Source organism: Nocardia sp. NPDC058518 (assembly GCF_042719655.1).
In the GTDB taxonomy this organism is placed as follows: domain Bacteria; phylum Actinomycetota; class Actinomycetes; order Mycobacteriales; family Mycobacteriaceae; genus Nocardia.
Genome location: NZ_JBHXNJ010000042.1, coordinates 1 through 19236, shown reverse-complemented (window position 1 = coordinate 19236; position 19236 = coordinate 1). Strand labels below are relative to the sequence as shown.

General features: G+C 67.7%; 16 protein-coding genes and 5 tRNA genes. 15 read left to right on the top strand and 6 right to left on the bottom strand.

Features of this window, described 5'->3' with window-relative positions:
• The first annotated feature begins 86 nt into the window (after positions 1–86).
• The 4 genes from ACFWPX_RS36720 to ACFWPX_RS36705 all read left to right on the top strand — a co-directional run bounded on the left by ACFWPX_RS36720 (position 87) and on the right by ACFWPX_RS36705 (position 3500).
• Entirely contained in the window at positions 87–1103 is a 1017-nt protein-coding gene (locus tag ACFWPX_RS36720; RefSeq protein ID WP_378933653.1) for a hypothetical protein, read from the top strand.
• A 39-nt stretch (positions 1104–1142) separates the two neighbouring features.
• A complete protein-coding gene (locus tag ACFWPX_RS36715) occupies positions 1143–2312 on the top strand; it encodes a sensor histidine kinase (protein WP_378933650.1) in 1170 nt (389 codons plus the stop codon).
• The gene (locus ACFWPX_RS36710) at positions 2306–2986 is read left to right on the top strand and encodes a response regulator (RefSeq protein ID WP_378913953.1); all 681 of its coding nucleotides are present in this window, start codon (positions 2306–2308) and stop codon (positions 2984–2986) included. Before ACFWPX_RS36715 ends, ACFWPX_RS36710 begins: the two co-directional genes overlap by 7 nt.
• Before the next feature lie 79 nt (positions 2987–3065).
• The gene (locus ACFWPX_RS36705; RefSeq protein WP_378933647.1) at positions 3066–3500 is read left to right on the top strand and encodes a DUF3995 domain-containing protein; all 435 of its coding nucleotides are present in this window, start codon (positions 3066–3068) and stop codon (positions 3498–3500) included.
• Between the two features lie 86 nt (positions 3501–3586).
• Here ACFWPX_RS36705 and ACFWPX_RS36700 read toward each other — a convergent pair.
• A tRNA-Asp gene (locus ACFWPX_RS36700) sits at positions 3587–3660 on the bottom strand.
• Positions 3661–3777: 117 nt separating this feature from the next.
• On the opposite strand from ACFWPX_RS36700, the gene ACFWPX_RS36695 reads away from it, so the two are divergent.
• From ACFWPX_RS36695 to ACFWPX_RS36685, 3 genes are read left to right on the top strand one after another with little or no spacing between them, the layout of a single operon-like run.
• Positions 3778–4431 carry a TetR/AcrR family transcriptional regulator gene (locus ACFWPX_RS36695; protein WP_378913951.1) on the top strand — a complete coding sequence of 218 codons (654 nt, stop codon included), beginning with the start codon at positions 3778–3780 and terminating at the stop codon, positions 4429–4431.
• Positions 4428–6164 carry an AMP-binding protein gene (locus tag ACFWPX_RS36690; RefSeq protein ID WP_378933644.1) on the top strand — a complete coding sequence of 579 codons (1737 nt, stop codon included), beginning with the start codon at positions 4428–4430 and terminating at the stop codon, positions 6162–6164. The genes ACFWPX_RS36695 and ACFWPX_RS36690 overlap by 4 nt, the downstream gene beginning before the upstream one ends.
• Positions 6161–9376: a carboxyl transferase domain-containing protein gene (locus ACFWPX_RS36685; protein WP_378933641.1), complete on the top strand. Its 3216-nt coding sequence runs from the start codon at positions 6161–6163 to the stop codon at positions 9374–9376. The genes ACFWPX_RS36690 and ACFWPX_RS36685 overlap by 4 nt, the downstream gene beginning before the upstream one ends.
• On the opposite strand, the gene ACFWPX_RS36680 is transcribed toward ACFWPX_RS36685, so the two are convergent.
• Positions 9348–9971, bottom strand: coding sequence for a TetR/AcrR family transcriptional regulator (locus tag ACFWPX_RS36680; RefSeq protein WP_378933638.1), 624 nt, complete (start codon positions 9969–9971; stop codon positions 9348–9350). The genes ACFWPX_RS36685 and ACFWPX_RS36680 overlap by 29 nt on opposite strands.
• 132 nt (positions 9972–10103) lie before the next feature.
• On the opposite strand from ACFWPX_RS36680, the gene ACFWPX_RS36675 reads away from it, so the two are divergent.
• Genes ACFWPX_RS36675 through ACFWPX_RS36655 form a run of 5 tightly spaced genes read left to right on the top strand, consistent with a single transcriptional unit; the run spans position 10104 to position 15351 of the window.
• Complete coding sequence (locus ACFWPX_RS36675) at positions 10104–11501, top strand: MFS transporter (RefSeq protein ID WP_378933635.1); 1398 nt, start codon at positions 10104–10106, stop codon at positions 11499–11501.
• A gap of 60 nt (positions 11502–11561) precedes the next feature.
• Entirely contained in the window at positions 11562–12383 is an 822-nt protein-coding gene (locus ACFWPX_RS36670; RefSeq protein ID WP_378933629.1) for an SDR family oxidoreductase, read from the top strand.
• Positions 12384–12397: 14 nt separating this feature from the next.
• A complete protein-coding gene (locus ACFWPX_RS36665; protein WP_378933626.1) occupies positions 12398–13603 on the top strand; it encodes an acyl-CoA dehydrogenase family protein in 1206 nt (401 codons plus the stop codon).
• 52 nt (positions 13604–13655) lie between these two features.
• Entirely contained in the window at positions 13656–14639 is a 984-nt protein-coding gene (locus ACFWPX_RS36660; RefSeq protein WP_378933623.1) for an NADPH:quinone oxidoreductase family protein, read from the top strand.
• A 22-nt stretch (positions 14640–14661) separates the two neighbouring features.
• Positions 14662–15351: a TetR/AcrR family transcriptional regulator gene (locus ACFWPX_RS36655; RefSeq protein WP_378913943.1), complete on the top strand. Its 690-nt coding sequence runs from the start codon at positions 14662–14664 to the stop codon at positions 15349–15351.
• A 63-nt stretch (positions 15352–15414) separates the two neighbouring features.
• Here ACFWPX_RS36655 and ACFWPX_RS36650 read toward each other — a convergent pair.
• The 4 genes from ACFWPX_RS36650 to ACFWPX_RS36635 form a co-directional block, all read right to left on the bottom strand.
• Positions 15415–15488 (bottom strand) — tRNA-Phe (locus ACFWPX_RS36650).
• A gap of 30 nt (positions 15489–15518) precedes the next feature.
• A tRNA-Asp gene (locus ACFWPX_RS36645) sits at positions 15519–15592 on the bottom strand.
• Between the two features lie 40 nt (positions 15593–15632).
• A tRNA-Glu gene (locus tag ACFWPX_RS36640) sits at positions 15633–15705 on the bottom strand.
• Between the two features lie 91 nt (positions 15706–15796).
• Positions 15797–16468: a TetR family transcriptional regulator gene (locus ACFWPX_RS36635; protein ID WP_378913942.1), complete on the bottom strand. Its 672-nt coding sequence runs from the start codon at positions 16466–16468 to the stop codon at positions 15797–15799.
• Positions 16469–17197: 729 nt separating this feature from the next.
• Here ACFWPX_RS36635 and ACFWPX_RS36630 point away from each other — a divergent pair.
• From ACFWPX_RS36630 to ACFWPX_RS36620, 3 genes are all read left to right on the top strand, one after another.
• Positions 17198–17273 (top strand) — tRNA-Lys (locus tag ACFWPX_RS36630).
• A gap of 138 nt (positions 17274–17411) precedes the next feature.
• Positions 17412–18002: a DUF937 domain-containing protein gene (locus ACFWPX_RS36625; protein ID WP_378933619.1), complete on the top strand. Its 591-nt coding sequence runs from the start codon at positions 17412–17414 to the stop codon at positions 18000–18002.
• A gap of 229 nt (positions 18003–18231) precedes the next feature.
• Positions 18232–19188, top strand: a complete 957-nt coding sequence (locus ACFWPX_RS36620; protein WP_378913940.1) for an acyl-ACP desaturase — start codon at positions 18232–18234, stop codon at positions 19186–19188.
• Positions 19189–19236: the final 48 nt, after the last annotated feature.

Genomic DNA, 19236 nt, shown 5'->3' with positions numbered 1-19236 from the left:
GCGCGGCCCCCCCCCCTGCCCCCCCCCCACCGGCACTCGGGGGTGTGGGCGCGGCGGCGGTGGGGCCGGCCGCTTTTAAAATTGGTTTGGGTGAATTACTCCCCGCGGCGGACCCCCCGCCCCCCGCCCGCCGTCGCCCACAGGGCAAACGGCGGCGCAGGCGGCGGCGCGAGGCCGAGCCGCAGACGATCGGCACGAACCCGGAGATCTGGCCGCCGCCGGACCCGGAACCGTTCGACGACGGCCCGTTCCAGCCCGCGCCGCCCGTCGAACCGGTGTATCGGAATCCCGCCGACGACGACGGTTTCACCGGCGATTGGAACGATTGGAACGACGGCGACCTGCCGGTCGAGACGAAACGCGGTGACGATGTCGACTGGAACGACTGGGCCACCGCCACCGCGACCGAGCAGAGCGGTGACCATGTCGAGATTCCGGTATTGCCGCGCCTCAAGGACTTCGGCGGCGGCGGCCAGATCGCACGGCGCCCCCGCAAGAACTTCGACGACGAACGCTATGACGAAAGCGGTGGCAAGGTGAAGGCCGCGGCCGCGATCAAAGGCATTGTCGGCGCGGTGGTATTCGTCGTCCTGCTCGGCTTGGCCGCCACCATCTTCCTCGGCCCCGCCGAGAAACCGACCACCACGACGCAGGCCGCCGTCTCCGGCACGCGGGCAACGACGTCCACCGTGGTGCCCCCACTTCCCGCGCACGCCCTGTCCGGCTGCGAATCCTTCCGCACCCCCTCGATCACCATCAGTGCCGAACGTGGCGACACCGCGAGCCCCGAAGGCGCCATCCTCGGCTTCGAATACAGCTACTACGTCGACCGCGACGCCGCCAAGGCCCGTTCCTTCGTCACCGACAACGCCCACGTGGGCGACGCGTCCGCGCTGGCCGCGGGCATCGGCTCGCTCCCCCTCGACGTCAAGTACTGCGTCCACATCACCAAGGCCGACGCCGCCGACCCCACCCTCTGGAACGTCACCATCCACCAGAAATGGCCGGGCGACGCCACCACCGAGAAGATCAACCAGATCATGCGCACCACCGAGGTAGCCCCCGGCCGCCACCGCATCACCAGCATCGACCACCGCATCTGAGAAACGCGAAGTCCGCCGACCGCTGGGTAGATTGAGCCGGTGTCGATCCAGATGGACGGGCCTCGGCTGTTCGGTCACGGCGCGCAGCTGGCATTGGCGGTGGTCATGGCAGCGGTGCTGCTCCCCGCGAGCCTGCAATCGGTTCGGGTGAGCGGAGTGTCGACCCCGTGGGTGCTCGCGTTGACCCTCGCTCTGCTCGCGCTGCACGGCTGCGTCGCGACGGCCCGCCGCTGGCCGATTCCGTCGTTCGCGATCGGCGCGCTCGGGTGCGCGGTGCTGCTGGTGGCACCCGATATCGACGGTGTCACCGACTTCTCGGAATCGAGCCGCTACAGCCCGGTCCTGTTGCCGAGCGTGCTGTGCTTCTTCGCCCTGTTGTACGCGGTCAGCGCGCACACGACGCCACCGTGGCCGACCGCCGCGCTCGGTGTCGGCCTGGCAGGCAGCCTGCTGACATTGGCCAGGCTGTGGGAATTCACCGCGGCGCCCATCGAGGCGTGGGCATGGTGGCTGTTGTTGTCCACCACAGCGTTCGGTGGCACCACCGCCGCGTGGGCGCTCGGCCGCTACCGCGCCACGCGAGCCGCGTGGACATCGCAACTCGCCGAACGGGCCGCCGCCGACGAACGCCGCCGGATCGCGCGTGAGATGCACGATGTGGTCGCCCATTCCTTGGCGGTGATGGTCAGCCACGCTGAGGCCGGTCGTCTCGTGGTGCCGAACTCGCCGGAGCGCGCCACCGAGATCCTCACCACCATCGCCGACGCGGGCCGCGAAGCGCTCACCGAGATGCGTGGCCTGCTCGGCGTGCTCCGCGACGACTCGGCGTCGACCGAGCCGCAACCCGGACTCGTCGACCTGCCCGCGCTCGTCGAGCGCGTCCGCGCGACCGGCGTCGAGGTGGAGCTGTCGATGGACGACCGGCTACGCACCACGCCCGCGGTCGGCCTCACGATCTACCGTGTCGTCCAGGAGGCGCTGACGAACGTGACCCGCCATGCCGGTCGACGGCCACGAGCCCTGGTCAGCCTGACCACGGTCGGCGCCGAGATCGAGGTGCGGGTAACGAATTCCGGTACTGCGACGGAGTCGACGGGGACGGGTAAGGGGCTGATCGGCATGCGGGAACGAGTCGACGCGGTCGGTGGCACCCTTGCCGCCGGGCCGACCGGCGACGGTTGGATCGTCGAGGTGCGGGTGCCGTGCTGAGCGACACCGAGCACGTCCGCGTGCTGATCGTCGACGACCAGGAGCTGATGCGATCGGCCCTGCGCATGATGGTGCAGAGCCAGCCCGACCTGGACTTGGTCGGCGAGGCCGTGGACGGGGACGAGGCGGTGGCGGCCGTGCGCGCGCGCCGGGTCGACGTCGTGCTCATGGACCTGCGCATGCCGAAGCTCGACGGCATCAAGGCGACCGCGATCATCACCGCGGAACAACCGCGCTGCCGGGTGATCGCGCTGACCACCTTCGACCTCGACGATTACGTCTTCCCGGCCATCCGCGCCGGCGCGAGCGGCTTCCTGCTCAAGGACGCGCGGGGCGAGGAGATCATCGACGCGATCCGCATGGTCCATGCCGGGCACGGCGTCATCGCTCCGTCGACGACGCGCCGTCTCATCGCCCATGTCGCCGACTCACCGAGCGCGAATACCGAGGCCGCGGCGCGGATTCGGGCCGCACTGACACCGCGCGAATTCGACACGCTGCTCGAGCTCGCCACCGGTGACACCAACCGGGACATCGCTTCGCGGCTGCACCTCTCGGAAGCCACCGTCAAGACCCACGTCGGTCATGTGCTCGCCAAATTGGGTCTGCGCGACCGGGTTCAGGCTGTCGTGCTCGCCTACGAGACCGGTCTGGTCGGACCGTCCAGGCGCTGAGCCGATCTCATCCTGGAGGAGGAGAACATCGAGACCAGCGGCCGAAGAACATCGTCGATCCAGCGGCGATCGTTGACGTATGAGCGCAATCGCTGCCACGACCGCCGTCCTGCTGATCGGTGTCGGCCTGCTCCACGCCTTGTGGACGGTCTCCCCGTGGCCATGGAAAACTCACCTCGACCTCGCTCACGCCGCCATGGGCTGGACGCACGACGAACCGCCGGGGCGCTGGTTCATCCCCGCCTGCCTCGCCGTCACCGCGGCGCTGACCGCCGCGGGCTACGTACTGGTGCTGCGCGCCGGAATCTGGGACTCGCCGTTCCCCGACTGGATGGTCACGGTCGCCGCGTGGACGGTCGCGGGCGTTCTGCTCGCGCGCGGGGCATCGGGCCTGTTCGACCCGGGCAGCGGGTCGGCGGATACACCGGCGATCTATCGGCGCCTCAATCGGCGCGTGTACGCACCGCTGTGCCTGGTCCTCGGCGGCCTCACCGCAGTGGTGGCCGCTTCATGATTCCCGCCGTCGACCACCGCACCTGAGCCCACTGATACGAGAAAGTCCCCCACACCGGAATCGGTGTGGGGGACTTCGTCGTGTTGCGACCCTGACGGGACTCGAACCCGCGACCTCCGCCGTGACAGGGCGGCGCGCTAACCAACTGCGCTACAGGGCCTTGTTTCCTTACATCGGGGAGCGACATTACCCGGTGAACCCCCGTTTCGGTAACCGAACAGGTCAGGTGGCAAATCGCTTGTTGACATTGACGTCAACGTCAACAACACTTGTGACGGTGACCACAAGCGAGGCGCAGGAGCGGGCACGATCGGCGCGCAAGGACAGCGCGGGGCCGCGGCGGAGCGAGCTGCTCGACGCGGCGGCGGAAAGCTTCGCCGAGCTCGGGTACGACCAGACCTCGGTGGAGACGATCACGACGCGCGCGCGGGTCTCCCGGGCGACGTTCTACGCGTACTTCTCCTCCAAAGACGAGGTGTTCGGGGCGATCACCGAGCGGGTCTGCGCGCAGTTCCTCGACGCGCAACTCGTGGTGGACGTCGAGGTCACCGCGGCGGCCGAGGTCATCGGGGCGACCACACGGGCGTTCACGGAAGCCGTGTTCGCCAACGGCGCGCTGGTGGCGCTGATCGAGCACCGGGCAGGGATCGATCCCGCGATCGGCGCACAGTGGTCGCGGGTGCGCACCCGCCTGCGCAAGCGGTTCACCGCCTTTCTCGAACGCGACGAGGTGCGCGGCGAGATCGACCCGTGCGCCCCGCTGCCGCGGATCGTCGAGACCCTCGCCGACGCACTGCTGATCGGCGCCTCCCGGCTCGCCGGAGCCGACCGCGACCGGCGCGAACAGTTCATCACCGACCACATCGCCATCGCCGAACGACTGATCGGCTTCACCAGCCAGACCGAGTACCCGGAACGGAAGTGCCCATGACCGTCGAACCAACCACCGTCGCCCCGCCGTCACTCACCGCGGCACTGGCGGAGATCCACGCACGGCAGAGCGCTGTCTGGCCCGCACAGGTCCCGCGCACGGTGGAGTATCCGATCGAATCGATGGCCCTGGTCGACTACCTGCGCCACTGGGCGGCGCAACAACCCGAAGCCACCGCGATCGCCTACTACGGCCGCGACATCAGCTACGCCGAATACGACGAACTCTCCGACCGTTTCGCCGGTTGGCTGCTCGCGAACGGCGCACAGCCGGGCGACCGGATCGGGGTGTACCTGAGCAACTGCCCGCAGTTCCTCGTCGCCATGCTCGGCATCCTGAAGATCGGCGCGGTGCACGTGCCGATCAATCCCCTGTTCCGCGCCCACGAACTGCGCCACGAACTCATCGACGCGGGCGTGACAATCCTTCTCGCCCAAGACGATCTCGCCCCGCTGGTCGACGAGGTGCGCGCGGACACCCCGGTGCGGCTGGTCGCGCGCACCGCGCTGTCCGACATGTTCACCGACGAACCCGCCGTCGCCGCCCCCTTCGAGACCACCGCGGCCGAGACCGACTGGCACCGGATCATCGAAAGCCCGCGCGCCCCGGCACAACCCGCCGATCCGGACGCACTCGCCGCGCTGAACTACACCGGCGGAACCACCGGCATGCCGAAGGGCTGCGAGCACACCCAGCGGCACATGGTCTACACCGCGGCGACCGCCACCGTGGGCAACGGCTCGCGGGTGGGCGAACGCCCGCTCGTCGCGCTGAACTTCCTGCCGGTGTTCTGGATCGCGGGCGAGGACTTCGGCATTCTGTTCCCGCTGGTCAACGGCGGCACCGCGGTGCTGATGAACCGATGGGACGCCGCGACGGCACTGACCCTGCTCGGCCGCTACCGAGTCACCTCGATGATCGGCATGATCGACAACTACGTGGAGATGATGGAGCACCCGGCATTCGACCCCGCCGGACTCACCGCGCTGGAGAACACGACCGGTGTCTCGTTCGTGGTGAAACTCGACGCCGAGATCCGGGCTCGCTGGCGCGCCGCCACCGGACTCACCCTGCGCGAGACCAGCTACGGGATGACCGAGACCCACACCGCCGACACCTTCACCCTTGGCCTGCAGGACGACGACTACGACCTGCGCAGCGAGCCGGTGTTCTGCGGCCTACCGGTGCCCGGCACCGACATCCTGATCGTCGACGAGGACGGCGCGCCGGTCCCGATGGGCCACGAAGGCCAGATCATCGTGCGCAGCCCCTCGATCCTCACCCGGTACTACGGCAATCCCGAAGCCACCGCGGCGACCGTGCGCGATGGCTGGTTGCAGACCGGCGACGTCGGCAAGCTGAACGAGCGCGGCGCCCTGCACTATCTGGCAAGGAACAAGGAGATGATCAAGGTCAACGGCATGAGCGTGTTCCCGTCCGAGGTCGAATCCCTGCTGATGCTGCACCCGCAGGTACAAACCGCCGGTGTGGTGCCCAAACCCGATCCACAACGCGGGCAGGTGCCGCTCGCCTTCGTCCAGCTGATCCCCGAATCAACCGTCGCGGCAGCCGAATTGCAGACCTGGGCGAAACAGAACATGGCCGGTTACAAGGTCCCCCAGATCGAGATCCTCGACGCGTTGCCGATGACGGCGACCGGCAAGATCCGCAAGGGCGAGCTGTTCACCATGACCGAGCGCATCGCCGCCACCGAATCCGAGGACATCCAGTGAAGCTGCTGATCGCCAATCGCGGCGAGATCGCCCTGCGCGTGATCCGCACCGCCACCGAACTCGGCATCGACACCGTGGCGGTCTACGCCACCGACGACGCCGACAACCCCGATGTGCACGCGGCGGGCGAGGCGATCGAGTTGGCGGGCACCGGCACCGCGCCCTATCTCGATCACGCCGCGATCCTGGCCGCCGCCAAGGAATCCGGCGCCGACTACCTCCATCCCGGCTACGGATTCCTCAGCGAGAACGCCGAATTCGCGCGTGCCTGCGCGGCCGATGGCGTGACGTTCGTCGGCCCCGATCCCGCGGTGCTCGACCTGTTCGGTGACAAGTCCTCGGCCCGCGCGACCGCTATGGCCGCGGGCGTACCGGTGTTGCCCGCGACCGAGGGACCGACTACCGCCGAACAGGTCCACGCGTTCTTCGGCACGCACCCCGGTGCGATCATGATCAAGGCGCTGGCCGGTGGCGGCGGCCGTGGCATGCGGGTGGTGCGGACCGCCGAGGAGATCGACGACGCCTACCGCCGGTGCGCCGCGGAGGCGCAGCTCGGTTTCGGCAATCCCGCGGTCTTCGCCGAGATCCTGTTCGAGAACGCCCGGCACATCGAAGTACAGATCATCGCCACGGGCGGCACGGCGCTCGCGCTCGGTGATCGCGATTGCAGTGTGCAGCGCAGGCATCAGAAGCTGCTCGAAATCGCGCCTGCTCAGGGTCTTTCGGAGGACCTGCGCAGGGAACTTCACACGGCGGCAGCACGGCTGTGCGCCCATGTCGGGTATCGCGGACTGGCGACCGTCGAATTCCTGGTCTCCGGCACCGAATTCGTGTTCCTCGAGGTCAATCCACGCATCCAGGTGGAGCACACCGTGACCGAGGAGGTGACCGGTGTCGACCTGGTCGCCGTGCAGCTCGCGATCGCCCAGGGTGCGCCCTTCGATGACCTGGATCTGCCGAGCGGAATCGTCTCCGACGGCACCGATTCCACCGGTGAACCCGCCGCCGCGGACGGCATCGCGATCCAGGCAAGGGTGAACATGGAGACGATGGCGGCCGACGGTTCGGCCGTGCCGACCGCGGGCACGCTGACCACCTTCGCGCCGCCGACCGGGCCGGGCGTACGAGTCGACACGTTCGGCCGCGCCGGGCTGACTCCGAGCCCGCGTTACGACTCGCTCCTGGCCAAGGTGATCACCCGTACCCGCGGCCAGTCCTTCCCCGCCGCCGCCCGCAAGGCCGCGACAGCACTCGCCGAGTTCACCGTGACCGGCATCGGTACGAACATCTCGTTCCTGCGAGAGATCCTCGCCGACACCACCTTCCAGTCCGGCGTTGCCACCACCGGCTTTCTCACCGAGCGACTGACCGACCTGGTCGCGGCGGCCCGGACCGATCAGCCCGAGGTCGCGGTCGCCGCCGTCGAGCTGTATCCGGGTCAGGAGGCCGTACGCGCACAGCTCGCGGGCACGGTGGTCGAAGTGACGGACGAGGGTGTCGACATCGGCGCCGGTGGTCAGCTCGTCGTGCTCGAGGCGATGAAGATGCAGCATGTGCTCACCGCACCGGATGCCGCCAGGACCGTCCGGGTGCTGGTCCGCCCCGGCCGAGTCGTCGCGCCGGGCGACCCACTCGTCATCATCACCCGCACCGGTGCGGACGAAACCGGCAGCGCGCACACCGATCTGGATCCCGGCCGTGCCCGCGCCGATGTGGACGAGATCCGCGCCAGGCACCTCGCGACGCTCGACGAATCCCGCCCGGCGGCGGTGGCGAAGCGGCACAAGCTCGGTCGCCGCACCGCACGGGAGAACATCGCCGACCTGGTCGACGCCGGCAGCTTCGTCGAATACGGCGCGCTCACCTTCGCCGCGCAACGCAGCAGACGCACCGAAGAGGACCTGATCGCCAACACCCCCGCCGACGGCCTGATCACCGGCTTGGCGACCATCGGCGCCGACCGCTTCGACAAGGCAGACGCGGTGGTGATCTCCTACGACTACACCGTGCTCGCGGGCACACAGGGCAAGAACAACCACGCCAAGACCGACCGCGCCTTCGAACTCGCCGAACGCAAGCGGGTTCCGGTGGTCCTGTTCGCCGAGGGCGGCGGCGGCAGGCCGGGCGACACCGACTGGACCGGCATGGGCCTGGACGTGACGACCTTCCGCGCGCTCGGCGCCCTGCGCGGCAAGGTACCGCTGGTGACGATCGTGTCGGGCCGCTGCTTCGCGGGCAACGCCGCCCTCGCCGGCGCCTGCGACGTGATCATCGCGACGCCGGACGCCAATATCGGCATGGGCGGACCGGCGATGATCGAAGGCGGCGGGCTCGGCGCCTACCGCCCGGAGGACATCGGCCCGATCGACGTGCAGCGCCGCAACGGCGTCGTCGACCTGGTCGCCCGCGACGAAGCACACGCGGTGGCGCTGGCCAAGCAGTACCTGGGCTATTTCCAGGGCCGGGTCGACGATTTCGAAGCCCCCGACCCCCGCCTGGCCCGGCATGTGGTGCCGGAGAACCGGTTGCGCGCCTACGACATCCATCGCGCCATCGACGCGATCGTCGACATCGGCTCGGTGCTCGAGTTACGGCCCGACTACGGCGTCGGCATCGTCACCGCGCTGGTGCGGGTACACGGCGAACCGTTCGGCTTGATCGCCAACAGCAGCCACCACCTCGGCGGTGCCATCGACGCCGAGGCCGCCGACAAGATGGGCGAGTTCCTCACCCTGTGCCAATCCTTCGGGCTGCCGGTCGTCTCCCTGTGTGACACACCGGGTTTCATGGTCGGTCCGGAGGCGGAGAAGACCGCGACGGTGCGCCGGTTCAGCAAGTTGTTCGTGCTCGGCGCCCAGCTGAGCGTCCCGTTCGGCACGATCATCCTGCGCAAGGGCTACGGCCTCGGTGCGATGGCGATGACGGCGGGCCATTTCCACGCGCCGAACTTCACCGTCGCCTGGCCCACCGGCGAGATCGGCCCGATGGGGCTGGAGGGCGCCGTTCGCCTCGGCTTCAGCAAAGAGCTCGCCGCCGTGGCGGATCCGGCCGAGCGCGAGACACTGTTCGGGCAGTTGCTCACTCTGGCCTACCAGCAGGGCAAGGCGATCACCGCCGCGACGGGTTTCGAGCTCGACGACGTGATCGACCCCGCCGACACCCGTACCTGGATCGCCACCCTCGTCAGTAGCCGGGCGCGCGCAGGATCCTGAGCACCAGATCGGCGTTGATGTCGCCGAGTTCCTCCGGGGTGAACTCACCGCCCGGCCGGTACCACCGGCAGATGTCGATCCCCAGCGACATCATCGCCAGCACGGCGACGCGGGGATCGGCGACGGTGAACACGCCGCGCTCGATCCCCGCCCGCACCTCCGCGACCGCGGCCTGCCGGATCCGGCGGCGGATCGCGGCGACCATCTCGTGGTGGCCGGGGGCGAGGTGCCTGCTCTCGTACTGGGCGATCCGCGCCCGCCGGTAGCTGCGCGCGTGCAGGACGCTGAACGCGGTGACCAAGGCCCGTATGCGGTCCACCGGCTCGGTATGGGGCGCGACGGCGGCTTCGATGATGGTCAGGGTGTTCTCGACGGCATGCTCGACCAGCCGGAAGAGCAGATCCTCCTTCGAGGCGAAATACACATACATCGCCGCCGGGCTCAACCCGGCCGCCGCGGTGATGTCCCTGGTGCGGGTGGCCTCGAAACCCTTGTCGGAGAACAGCACTACCGCCGCGTCGAGCAAGCGCTGCGCGGTGTCGCCCAGCGCGGCGGCCGGGTCGGCCAGTGGGTCGTCATCGAGTAGCCCGGTCACCTGATTCCCCTTCGCTATGCCTGTGATTGACATTACATCTCCACGGGCTCACACTGAGCAAGCGCTCACTCACTTGAAGTTGACGTCAACTTCCAATAGTTTCAACCCTGCGGATTCACCGAGGAGTCACCGATGATCGAACCCGGCCAGCGGACAGCCGTCACAACACCGCCGACCTCGCCCGACACAGCACCGTCGTCGGCCGACGGCAAACGCGCGCATCGCAAGCTGCTCGCCGCAGGCCTGGTCGGCAGCTCGATCGAGTGGTACGACTTCTTCCTCTACGGCACCGCCGCCGCGCTGGTGTTCCCGCACGTGTTCTTCCCCGACGCCTCGGCGCTGATGGGCACCCTGCTCTCGTTCAGCACCTTCTGGGCGGGCTTCGTCGCACGCCCGATCGGCGGCGTGCTCGCCGGGCACTTCGGCGACCGGTACGGCCGCAAGCCCGTGGTCGTCGTCTGCCTGCTGGCCATGGGCATCGCCACCTTCGCGATCGGCTGTCTGCCCAGCACCGGCTCGATCGGCGTGCTCGCGCCCGTACTGCTGGTGACGCTGCGCTTCGTGCAGGGCATCGCCTGCGGCGGCCAGTGGGGCGGGATCGTCTTGCTGCTCACCGAATCCGCGGGCCCAAAGAAGCGGGGATTCGCGGGCACCTTCGGGCAGATGGGTGTGCCACTGGGTTTGATCACGGGCAATCTGGTCTTCCTGGCCGCCACCGCGGCGCTGTCCACCGACGCGTTCCTCAGCTGGGGCTGGCGCGTGCCGTTCCTGGCCAGTGCGCTGCTGTTCCCGGTGGTGCTCTACATCCACACCAAGGTCGAGGACTCCCCCGAATTCCGTGAGTTGCAGGCCGAGACCGCGAAGAAGAAGGCACCCGCCGTCGCCCAGGCACCGCTGGCCGAGGCGATCAAGGAGCACTGGCGCACCATCCTGCTCGGCTGCGGCCTGCTGGCGGGCACCAACTCACTGTTCTACGTGAGCATCGCGGGCCTGCTCAGCTACGGCACCGCCGAACTCGGCATGAACCGCAATGCGCTGCTGGCCATCTCACTGATCTCCTCCGGCCTGCTCACCGCGGTGATCCTGTGGGCGGGAGCCCTGTCGGACCGGATCGGCAGGCGACCGCTGATCCTGATCGGCGGCGCGGGGATGGCGCTGTGGGCGTTCCCGTTCTTCGGGCTGATCAATACCGCCAACGTGCTCGCCGTGTTCGTCGCCGTCACGATCGGTGCGGCCATGCAGGCACTCACCTACGGTCCGCTCGCCGCCTTCATGGGTGAGCTGTTCGCCCCGCGGGTGCGGTACTCGGGCGCCTCGCTGGCCTACCAGCTGGCCGCGATCACCATCAGCGGCGGCACCCCGTTCATCATGACCGCGATCATCGCCGAAACCGGATCGACCACCGGGGTTTCGCTGTTCCTGATGGCCATGGGCCTGATCACCGTGTTCAGCGCGTGGAAGCTGCGCGAAACCAACACCCCGGCCGTCCGCGACGACCCGGAAGCGGTGCCGGGAACCCAGCTGTACTGACCGATCCCCTTCGATTCGACCCTGCTCGGGCTGGAAACAGCCCGGGCGAAAGGATTTCTGATGAGAGTTGCCGAGAAAGTCGCCATCGTGACCGGTGGCGGCGCGGGCATCGGCGCCGCACTGGCCGCCGCGCTCGCCGCCGCCGGTGCGAAGGTGGTGGTGTCCGACCTCGACGAGGCCGCCGCGCTGGCCGTGTCGGCGCAGATCAACGCCGATCACCCCGGCACCACCGTCGGAATCGGCGCCGACGCCGCCGACACCGAGGCGATCAGCGGCCTGATCGCGGTGGCGCAACAGCAGTTCGGGCCGGTCGACCTGTACTTCGCCAATGCGGGCATCGTCGGCGCCCCCGGGCTCGACGTCACCGACGCCGACTGGGACCGCGCGCTCGAGGTGAATCTGCGCGCCCACATCCGTGCCGCGCAGCTGCTGGTGCCCCAGTGGGTCGAACGCGGTGCGGGCTACTTCGTCAGCACCGCCTCCGCCGCGGGGCTGCTCACCCAGATCGGTTCGGCCACCTACTCGGTGAGCAAGCACGCCGCGGTCGGGTTCGCCGAGTGGCTCAGTGTCACCTACGGCGACCAGGGTGTTCGCGTCAGCTGCCTGTGCCCGATGGGCGTGAACACGAAACTGCTGTACGCGGGCCGGGATTCGGGCGAGGAGCTCGGTGTCGCGGCGACCCGCGCCGTCGTCTCGGCGGGCGAGGTCCTCGAACCCGCCGAAGTGGCCGACATCGTGCTCGCGGCCGTCGACGCCGAGGAATTCCTGATCCTGCCGCATCCGCAAGTGCTGGAGATGTACCGCCACAAAGGCGCCGATTACGACCGCTGGCTGGGCGGCATGCGTCGCTACCAGTCGTCGCTGCTGGCCGAAACCCGCTGAGCGAGAGAGAAATCATGTCACTGTTCGATCTGAGCGAGCGCTCGAAGAAGTACTCCGAAGACCTGCTCGACTTCATGGACGCCCACGTCTACCCGGCCGAGTCCGTCTACGAGGCGCAGATGCGCGAATCCGGCGACCCACATTTCCAGCCGCCGATCCTGGAAGAGCTCAAAACCGAGGCCAAACGGCGCGGGCTGTGGAACCTCTTCCACCCGCACCCCGGCCGCGGACCCGGCCTGACCAACCTCGAATACGCGCCGCTGGCCGAGATCATGGGCCGCAGCCATCTCGCGTCCGAGGCCTGCAACTGCAACGCCCCCGACACCGGCAACATGGAAGTGCTCGAGCTGTTCGGCACCGACGAGCACAAAGAGAAGTACCTGAAGCCCCTGCTCGACGGCACCATGGCCTCGGCCTTCGCGATGACCGAACCACGGGTGGCCAGCTCCGATGCCACCAATATCGAACTGTCGATGGTGCGTGACGGCGAAGACTACATACTCAACGGCCGAAAGTGGTTCGCCACCAACGCCTTGCACAAGAACTGCCGCGTGATGATCGTGATGGGCAAGACCGATCCCACCGCGGCACCGCACCGTCAGCAGACCATGATGGTGGTCCCGATCGACGCACCGGGCGTCACGATCCTGCGCGGGCTGCCGGTGTTCGGCTACCAAGAACGCGAAGGCCACGCCGAGATCGACTTCGCCGACGTGCGGGTGCCCGCCACCGATGTGCTCGCGGGCGAAGGCGAGGGTTTCGCGATCAGCCAGGCCCGGCTCGGACCCGGCCGCATCCACCACTGCATGCGCAGCATCGGCATGGCCGAGCGCGCACTGGAGATGATGTGCAAGCGCGCGCAGGCGCGGGTCACCTTCGGCAAGCCGCTGGCCGACAACGCCAATATCCAGGACTGGATCGCCGAGTCGCGCATCGATATCGAGATGATCCGGCTGCTCACGCTCAAGGCCGCCCACCTGATGGACACCGTCGGCAACAAGGCCGCGCGCACCGAGATCGCCGCCATCAAGGTGGCCGCGCCGAACATCGCGCTCAAGGTCGTCGACCGGGCCATTCAGGTGCACGGTGCGGGCGGCGTTTCCGACGACTTCCCGCTCGCCGCCGCCTGGGCGCAACTGCGCACGCTCCGGCTCGCCGACGGCCCCGACGAAGTACACAAGCGGGCTATCGCACGTCAGGAACTACGCAAATGGCGCTGACCGGCCACACCGCGGGTATCCGACGAACACACAGACAGGAGGACTGATCACGATGAAAGCCTGGCAAGTAGCCGAACTCGGCAAACCACGGGATGTACTGCGGTTCAACGACATCGACGACCCGGTGGCGGGTCAGGGACAGCTGCTGGTGCGCGTTCTCGCGGCGCCGGCCAACTTCCCCGATGTGCTGTTGTGCCGTGGGCAATATCAGGTCAAGCCACCGCTGCCGTTCACCCCTGGCGTCGAACTGTGCGGTGAGGTGCTTGCGGTCGGTGCGGGGGTCGACCGGTTCGCGATCGGTGACCGGATCGTCGGCACCGCGAACCTGCCCGGCGGCGCGTTCGCCGAGCTGGCCGTGCTCGACGCAGAGAACGCCTTCCCCGCACCGGAATCCCTCGATGACGCCGAGGCGGCGGCACTCACCATCGGCTATCAGACGAGCTGGTTCGCCCTGCACCGCCGAACTCGGTTGCAGCCCGGCGAGACGCTGCTGGTGCACGCCGCCGCGGGTGGCGTCGGCAGCTCCGCGGTGCAGCTGGGCAAGGCCGCGGGCGCACGGGTGATCGGCGTCGTCGGCGGGCGCGCCAAGGCCGACTACTGCCGCGAGCTCGGCGCCGATCTCGTGATCGACCGGCACACCGAGGATTTCGTGCCGATCGTCAAGGAGTTCACCGGTGGTCGCGGCGCCGACGTGGTCTACGACCCGGTCGGCGGCGACGCCTACGCCAGGTCCACCAAATGCATCGCGTTCGAAGGCCGCATCCTCGTGATCGGCTTCGCCGGCGGCACCATCCCCCAGCCCGCGCTCAACCACGCACTGATCAAGAACTATTCGATCATCGGCCTGCACTGGGGTCTCTACAAGCAGTACAACCAGCAGGCCATCCACGACTGCCACGCCGAGCTGACCCGGCTCGCCGCGGCCGGACAGGTGAAACCACTGATCAGCGAGCGGCTCTTGTTCGCCGACATCCCCGCCGGACTCGGCCGCCTCGGCGACGGCGATACCGTCGGCCGCGTCGTGTTCCACCCGTGAACGCCGGTATATAACTACAACCATGGAACGAGCCGCCGACACCGACAGCGAGGGCGCGCTGCCTTCGATGGCACGCACCTCGCTGTTGCGCGACCTGCCGACCACCCCGCGCGGCCTGCGCACCAGGGACGCGCTGATCGCGGCGGGCCGCAAGGTGTTCGAGCGGATGGGATACCTCGATACCCGGCTCATCGACATCACCCAGGAAGCCAGCTGCTCGTCGGGCACTTTCTACACCTACTTCGCGAGCAAAGAGGAGATCTTCGCCGCGATCCTCGAGCACGCCCAGGAAGACATGATGCATCCCGGGATGCCGCATGTGACGGGCGAAGACGACCCTGCCTCGATCATCGAAGCCGCCAACCTGGCCTACTTCGAGGCCTACAAGCGCAATGCCGAGCTGATGGGCCTGCTCGAACAGGTCGCCCATATCGACCCCGAATTCAGCAAGCTGCGCCAGAACCGTGGCGATGCCTTCATCCGCCGCAACGCCCGCGGCATCGCCGACCTCCAGCGCCGGGGCCTCGCCGACCCCGATCTCGATCCGATGCTCACCTCGCGCGCCCTCTCTGGCATGGTCAGCCGCATGGCCTTCAACTATTTCGTCATCGGCGACGGCGAGCTCGACGGCAGGCAGATACCGATGGAAGAAGTTGTCCACACCCTGACCCGCCTGTGGACCAATGCCCTGCGGATGCCCACTACGAGCTGACCGGCTCGCCACCGGAAAACGAAAAAATCCCCTCACCGCGTACTTCGGTGAGGGGATCGAAGGTGGCCAGAGCCGGGATCGAACCGGCGACCTACCGCTTTTCAGGCGGTCGCTCGTACCAACTGAGCTACCTGGCCGGAAGTACCGGATTGCTCTGGTACTACGTGCGACCCTGACGGGACTCGAACCCGCGACCTCCGCCGTGACAGGGCGGCGCGCTAACCAACTGCGCTACAGGGCCATGCATACCTGCAGTACTACTAGACACAGTCCGAAGACTGTACCCCCTACGGGATTCGAACCCGCGCTACCGCCTTGAAAGGGCGGCGTCCTAGGCCGCTAGACGAAGGGGGCTCGTTCCGAATCTCTCCGGGGCGGCTTCAACGTTTCCGTTGGGAGCTCGCATAGCTTATGACAGGTGTGCGCAGAGTTCCAAATCGCCTGGTCAGGCGCCCAAACCGAGGTCATCAAGGCGTGCCTGTTCGCGCCAGCCCTCGGTGCGGAAGTTCTGGATCCACAGCGGGGTCGCCATTGCCTCCACGATAACCTCCAGCACCTCGGCGAAGCGGGCGCGCAGGTCGGCGGCGGAACCGTTGGCGATCGGGTCGACCAGATAGCGCTGGCCCGCCAGTGCGGCGGACAGGGTCCGGGTGAAGCGGTCGGGGTCGGCGTCGGCGCGCAGGTGGCCGTCGTCGATGGCACGGACGGCGAGCACGCGGGTGGCGCGGCCGACGATGCGTCCGCCGCCGTTGCCGGTGTCGCGATGGAAGTCGGGTTCGATCACGAGGCGGTACTCGGCTTGCACGATGGTGTCGTGCTCGAGGCGCAGCGCGATCTCGTCGACCATGCCGTGCAGCACGTCGAGCGGTCCGAGGTCGGCGCGCGCCAGCCAGCGCTCCGCGCAGATCCGGTACCGCTCCACCGCGGTATCGAGCACCGCGCGCGCCAGGTCTTCCTTGGAGTCGAAGTGGAAGTACATCGCACCCTTGGTGGCGCGCGAACCTTCCAGAATGCGGTTGAGCGATGCCGCGGCATATCCACTCTTCCCGAACTCGACGGCCGCGGACTTGATTATCGCCGCGCGTGTCCGGCGCGCCCGCTCTTGCTGCCGTGCCATGCTCGAAACGCCTCCGAACCTTCTCGACGCCTGCGGTCGAATACAGACCGTTGGCGCGAATTGTGGTTTTAATTCAAACTTTCGGTATGAAAAACTCGCGGTGTCTCGCACTGCGGCGCCACCACGTGTGAGAACCGCCTCCTCCTGCGGTAACGGCTACCCCTTTGCCGGGAGTTCGCGCACCCATCGCGATCACCTCGGCCTGCAATCCTTCGGTGAATTTCGAAACGCCGCACCCTGCACCGGAGCCACGGAAAACGCCGCACCGGTGATTGTTTCGAAATTCACCAGGCGATCACCGTACCCGTATTCCCGAGTCGACACGCGGCGATTGGAGTAGCTATCCGAACATCCGGTCCGGTTATCCACGTCAGCAAACGAGGCGCTACCGGAATGGTTGCTTCGGGTACGAATTCCGTAGGCGCGCAGCCCGGTTGAACGACTCACCGGCACCGCCGACGTTCGCCGAACGGTCGCGAGACCGGCGCCCACCTGGACCACTCCATCGCTGCTGCACCCCTGCTTGTCGAAAGATGTTGCGATACAACAGTATTCGATGACCATACGCAACCCGTAGCGTGAACGACCCAGGGCACCAGGTGTTTACCGGGAATCGTCGCGGGCGCCGGCATTGTTACCGGCCGCCACCAGCGGCGATCAGCCGCCTGCGACTCCACCGGGGACCACTATTCGGCCCTTCGGCACAGTGTCCGCTAGACTCCGCTGCGCGCCCCTTTAGCTCAGTTGGTAGAGCTGGTGACTTTTAATCACTAGGTCGTAGGTTCGAGTCCTACAGGGGGCACCATCACTACCACGGTGACCATCGTCACGTGGCGACGCGCCAAACCCAGACGCCGCCGAAACCGCCGGTTTCGTGCATCTATTCACCTAACCTGAGCGCGACCCGGGCTACCGGGCACCCTCGACCCTCAGGCGGAGTGAGATGACTTCCTTCGACGATTTGCTGTCCCAAGTCCCCATCGCCCAGATCGCCGACCAGCTCGGCGTCGACCAGGCGACCGCGACCACGGCCGTGCAGGCCGCGCTGCCGACGCTGCTCGGCGGGCTCCAGGCCAATGCCGCCCAGCCGCAGGGCGCGGCGTCACTGCTCGGCGCGCTCGACAACCACGGCGGCCTCGTCGAAGGCGAGGGCGCGGTCGATCTGCAGCAGGTGGACACCGACGACGGCGAGAAGATCGTCGACAACGTCTTCGGTGACGAGAAGAACACCGTGATCAGCGCGCTCGGTGCGGGCGGCGGGACCGGCGGCAACGACCTGATCGGCAAGCTGCTGCCGATTCTCGCCCCGATCGTGCTCGCCTACGTGGCCAAACAGCTCACCGGCGGTGGCGGCGCCGCGGCACCGCAGCAGACGCAAGCCTCCGGCGGTGGTCTCGGTGATCTGCTGGGTGGTCTGCTCGGCGGCAGCAGCAACACCGGGGGGCTCGGCGGCATGATCGGTGACGCACTGTCGAAGAACGCGGGCGGTGCGCTCGGCAGCGTGCTCGGCGGCCTGCTCGGTGGGAAGCGCTGAGAGTTCATCTACCCGTAGCTAACACCGCGAGGCCCGCAGCGATAGACCCTATGCTGCGGGCCGAGCACCTAGACTCGTCAGCACGACCATCGGTCCTACCGTCGAGTTGTGGCGTTGCTCAACTTCGTCGGAAAACCACTCTGTTGCGTTCCGCATCACACCTACGGTGCCGTAAGGTATGGCCGCATCGCGACGTTCGACCGCAAGCACGACAGCGAAGGGTTTTTACATGGCAAGGGATCTGACTCAACTCGAACTGCTCACGGAGTTGGAGCCGGTTGCCGAGGAAAACGTCAACCGCCACATGGCGCTCGCTAAGGAATGGCATCCGCACGACTACGTCCCGTGGGACGAGGGCCGCAACTTCGCCGCCATGGGCGGCATCGATTGGGATCCTGAGCAGTCCAAGCTCAGCGAGGTCGCCAAGGCGGCCATGATCACCAACCTGCTCACCGAGGACAACCTGCCCTCTTACCACCGTGAGATCGCCGAGAACTTCTCCCAGGACGGCGCCTGGGGCACCTGGGTCGGTCGCTGGACCGCCGAGGAGAACCGCCACGGCATCGTGATGCGCGACTACCTGGTGGTCACCCGCGGCGTGGATCCGGTCGCCCTCGAAGAGGCGCGCATGATCCACATGACCAACGGGTTCGCCTCCCCCACCGAGGTCGACGCGGGCTTCCTGCACTCGGTCGCCTATGTGACCTTCCAGGAACTGGCCACCCGGGTGAGCCACCGCAATACCGGCAGGGTGTGCGACGACCCGATCGCCGATCGCATGCTCCAGCGCGTCGCGGCCGACGAGAACCTGCACATGATCTTCTACCGCAACCTCTGCGGCGCGGCGATGGACCTGAGCCCCGACCAGACCATCGAGGCCATCTCGATGATCGTCGAGAACTTCCAGATGCCCGGCGCCGGCATGCCGAACTTCCGTCGCAACGGCGTGCTGATGGCCAAGCACGGCATCTACGACCTGCGTCAGCACCTCGAAGAGGTCGTGCAGCCGGTGCTCAAGAAGTGGAACGTCTTCGATCGCACCGACTTCACCGCCCGCGGTGAGGCCACCCGTGAGCGGCTGGCGGACTTCCTGGAGAAACTGGGCTCCGACGTGCTGAAGTTCGAGGAGCAGCGCGACCGGATGCTCGCTCGCGAGGCCAAGAAGCTCGAAATGGTCTCCGTCTAGGTTTCACAACGAAAGCGCCGCCCCCCCCCCAACCGGGGGGGGGGCCGT

Bases quoted from the DNA above. Each gene is read 5' to 3' on its own strand.
- ACFWPX_RS36705 (WP_378933647.1), top strand. From the start codon at position 3,066: ATGAGCGCAATCGCTGCCACGACCGCCGTCCTGCTGATCGGTGTCGGC.
- ACFWPX_RS36690 (WP_378933644.1), top strand. From the start codon at position 4,428: ATGACCGTCGAACCAACCACCGTCGCCCCGCCGTCACTCACCGCGGCA.
- ACFWPX_RS36675 (WP_378933635.1), top strand. From the start codon at position 10,104: ATGATCGAACCCGGCCAGCGGACAGCCGTCACAACACCGCCGACCTCG.
- ACFWPX_RS36670 (WP_378933629.1), top strand. From the start codon at position 11,562: ATGAGAGTTGCCGAGAAAGTCGCCATCGTGACCGGTGGCGGCGCGGGC.
- ACFWPX_RS36665 (WP_378933626.1), top strand. From the start codon at position 12,398: ATGTCACTGTTCGATCTGAGCGAGCGCTCGAAGAAGTACTCCGAAGAC.
- ACFWPX_RS36660 (WP_378933623.1), top strand. From the start codon at position 13,656: ATGAAAGCCTGGCAAGTAGCCGAACTCGGCAAACCACGGGATGTACTG.
- ACFWPX_RS36655 (WP_378913943.1), top strand. From the start codon at position 14,662: ATGGAACGAGCCGCCGACACCGACAGCGAGGGCGCGCTGCCTTCGATG.
- ACFWPX_RS36635 (WP_378913942.1), bottom strand. From the start codon at position 16,468: ATGGCACGGCAGCAAGAGCGGGCGCGCCGGACACGCGCGGCGATAATC.
- ACFWPX_RS36625 (WP_378933619.1), top strand. From the start codon at position 17,412: ATGACTTCCTTCGACGATTTGCTGTCCCAAGTCCCCATCGCCCAGATC.
- ACFWPX_RS36620 (WP_378913940.1), top strand. From the start codon at position 18,232: ATGGCAAGGGATCTGACTCAACTCGAACTGCTCACGGAGTTGGAGCCG.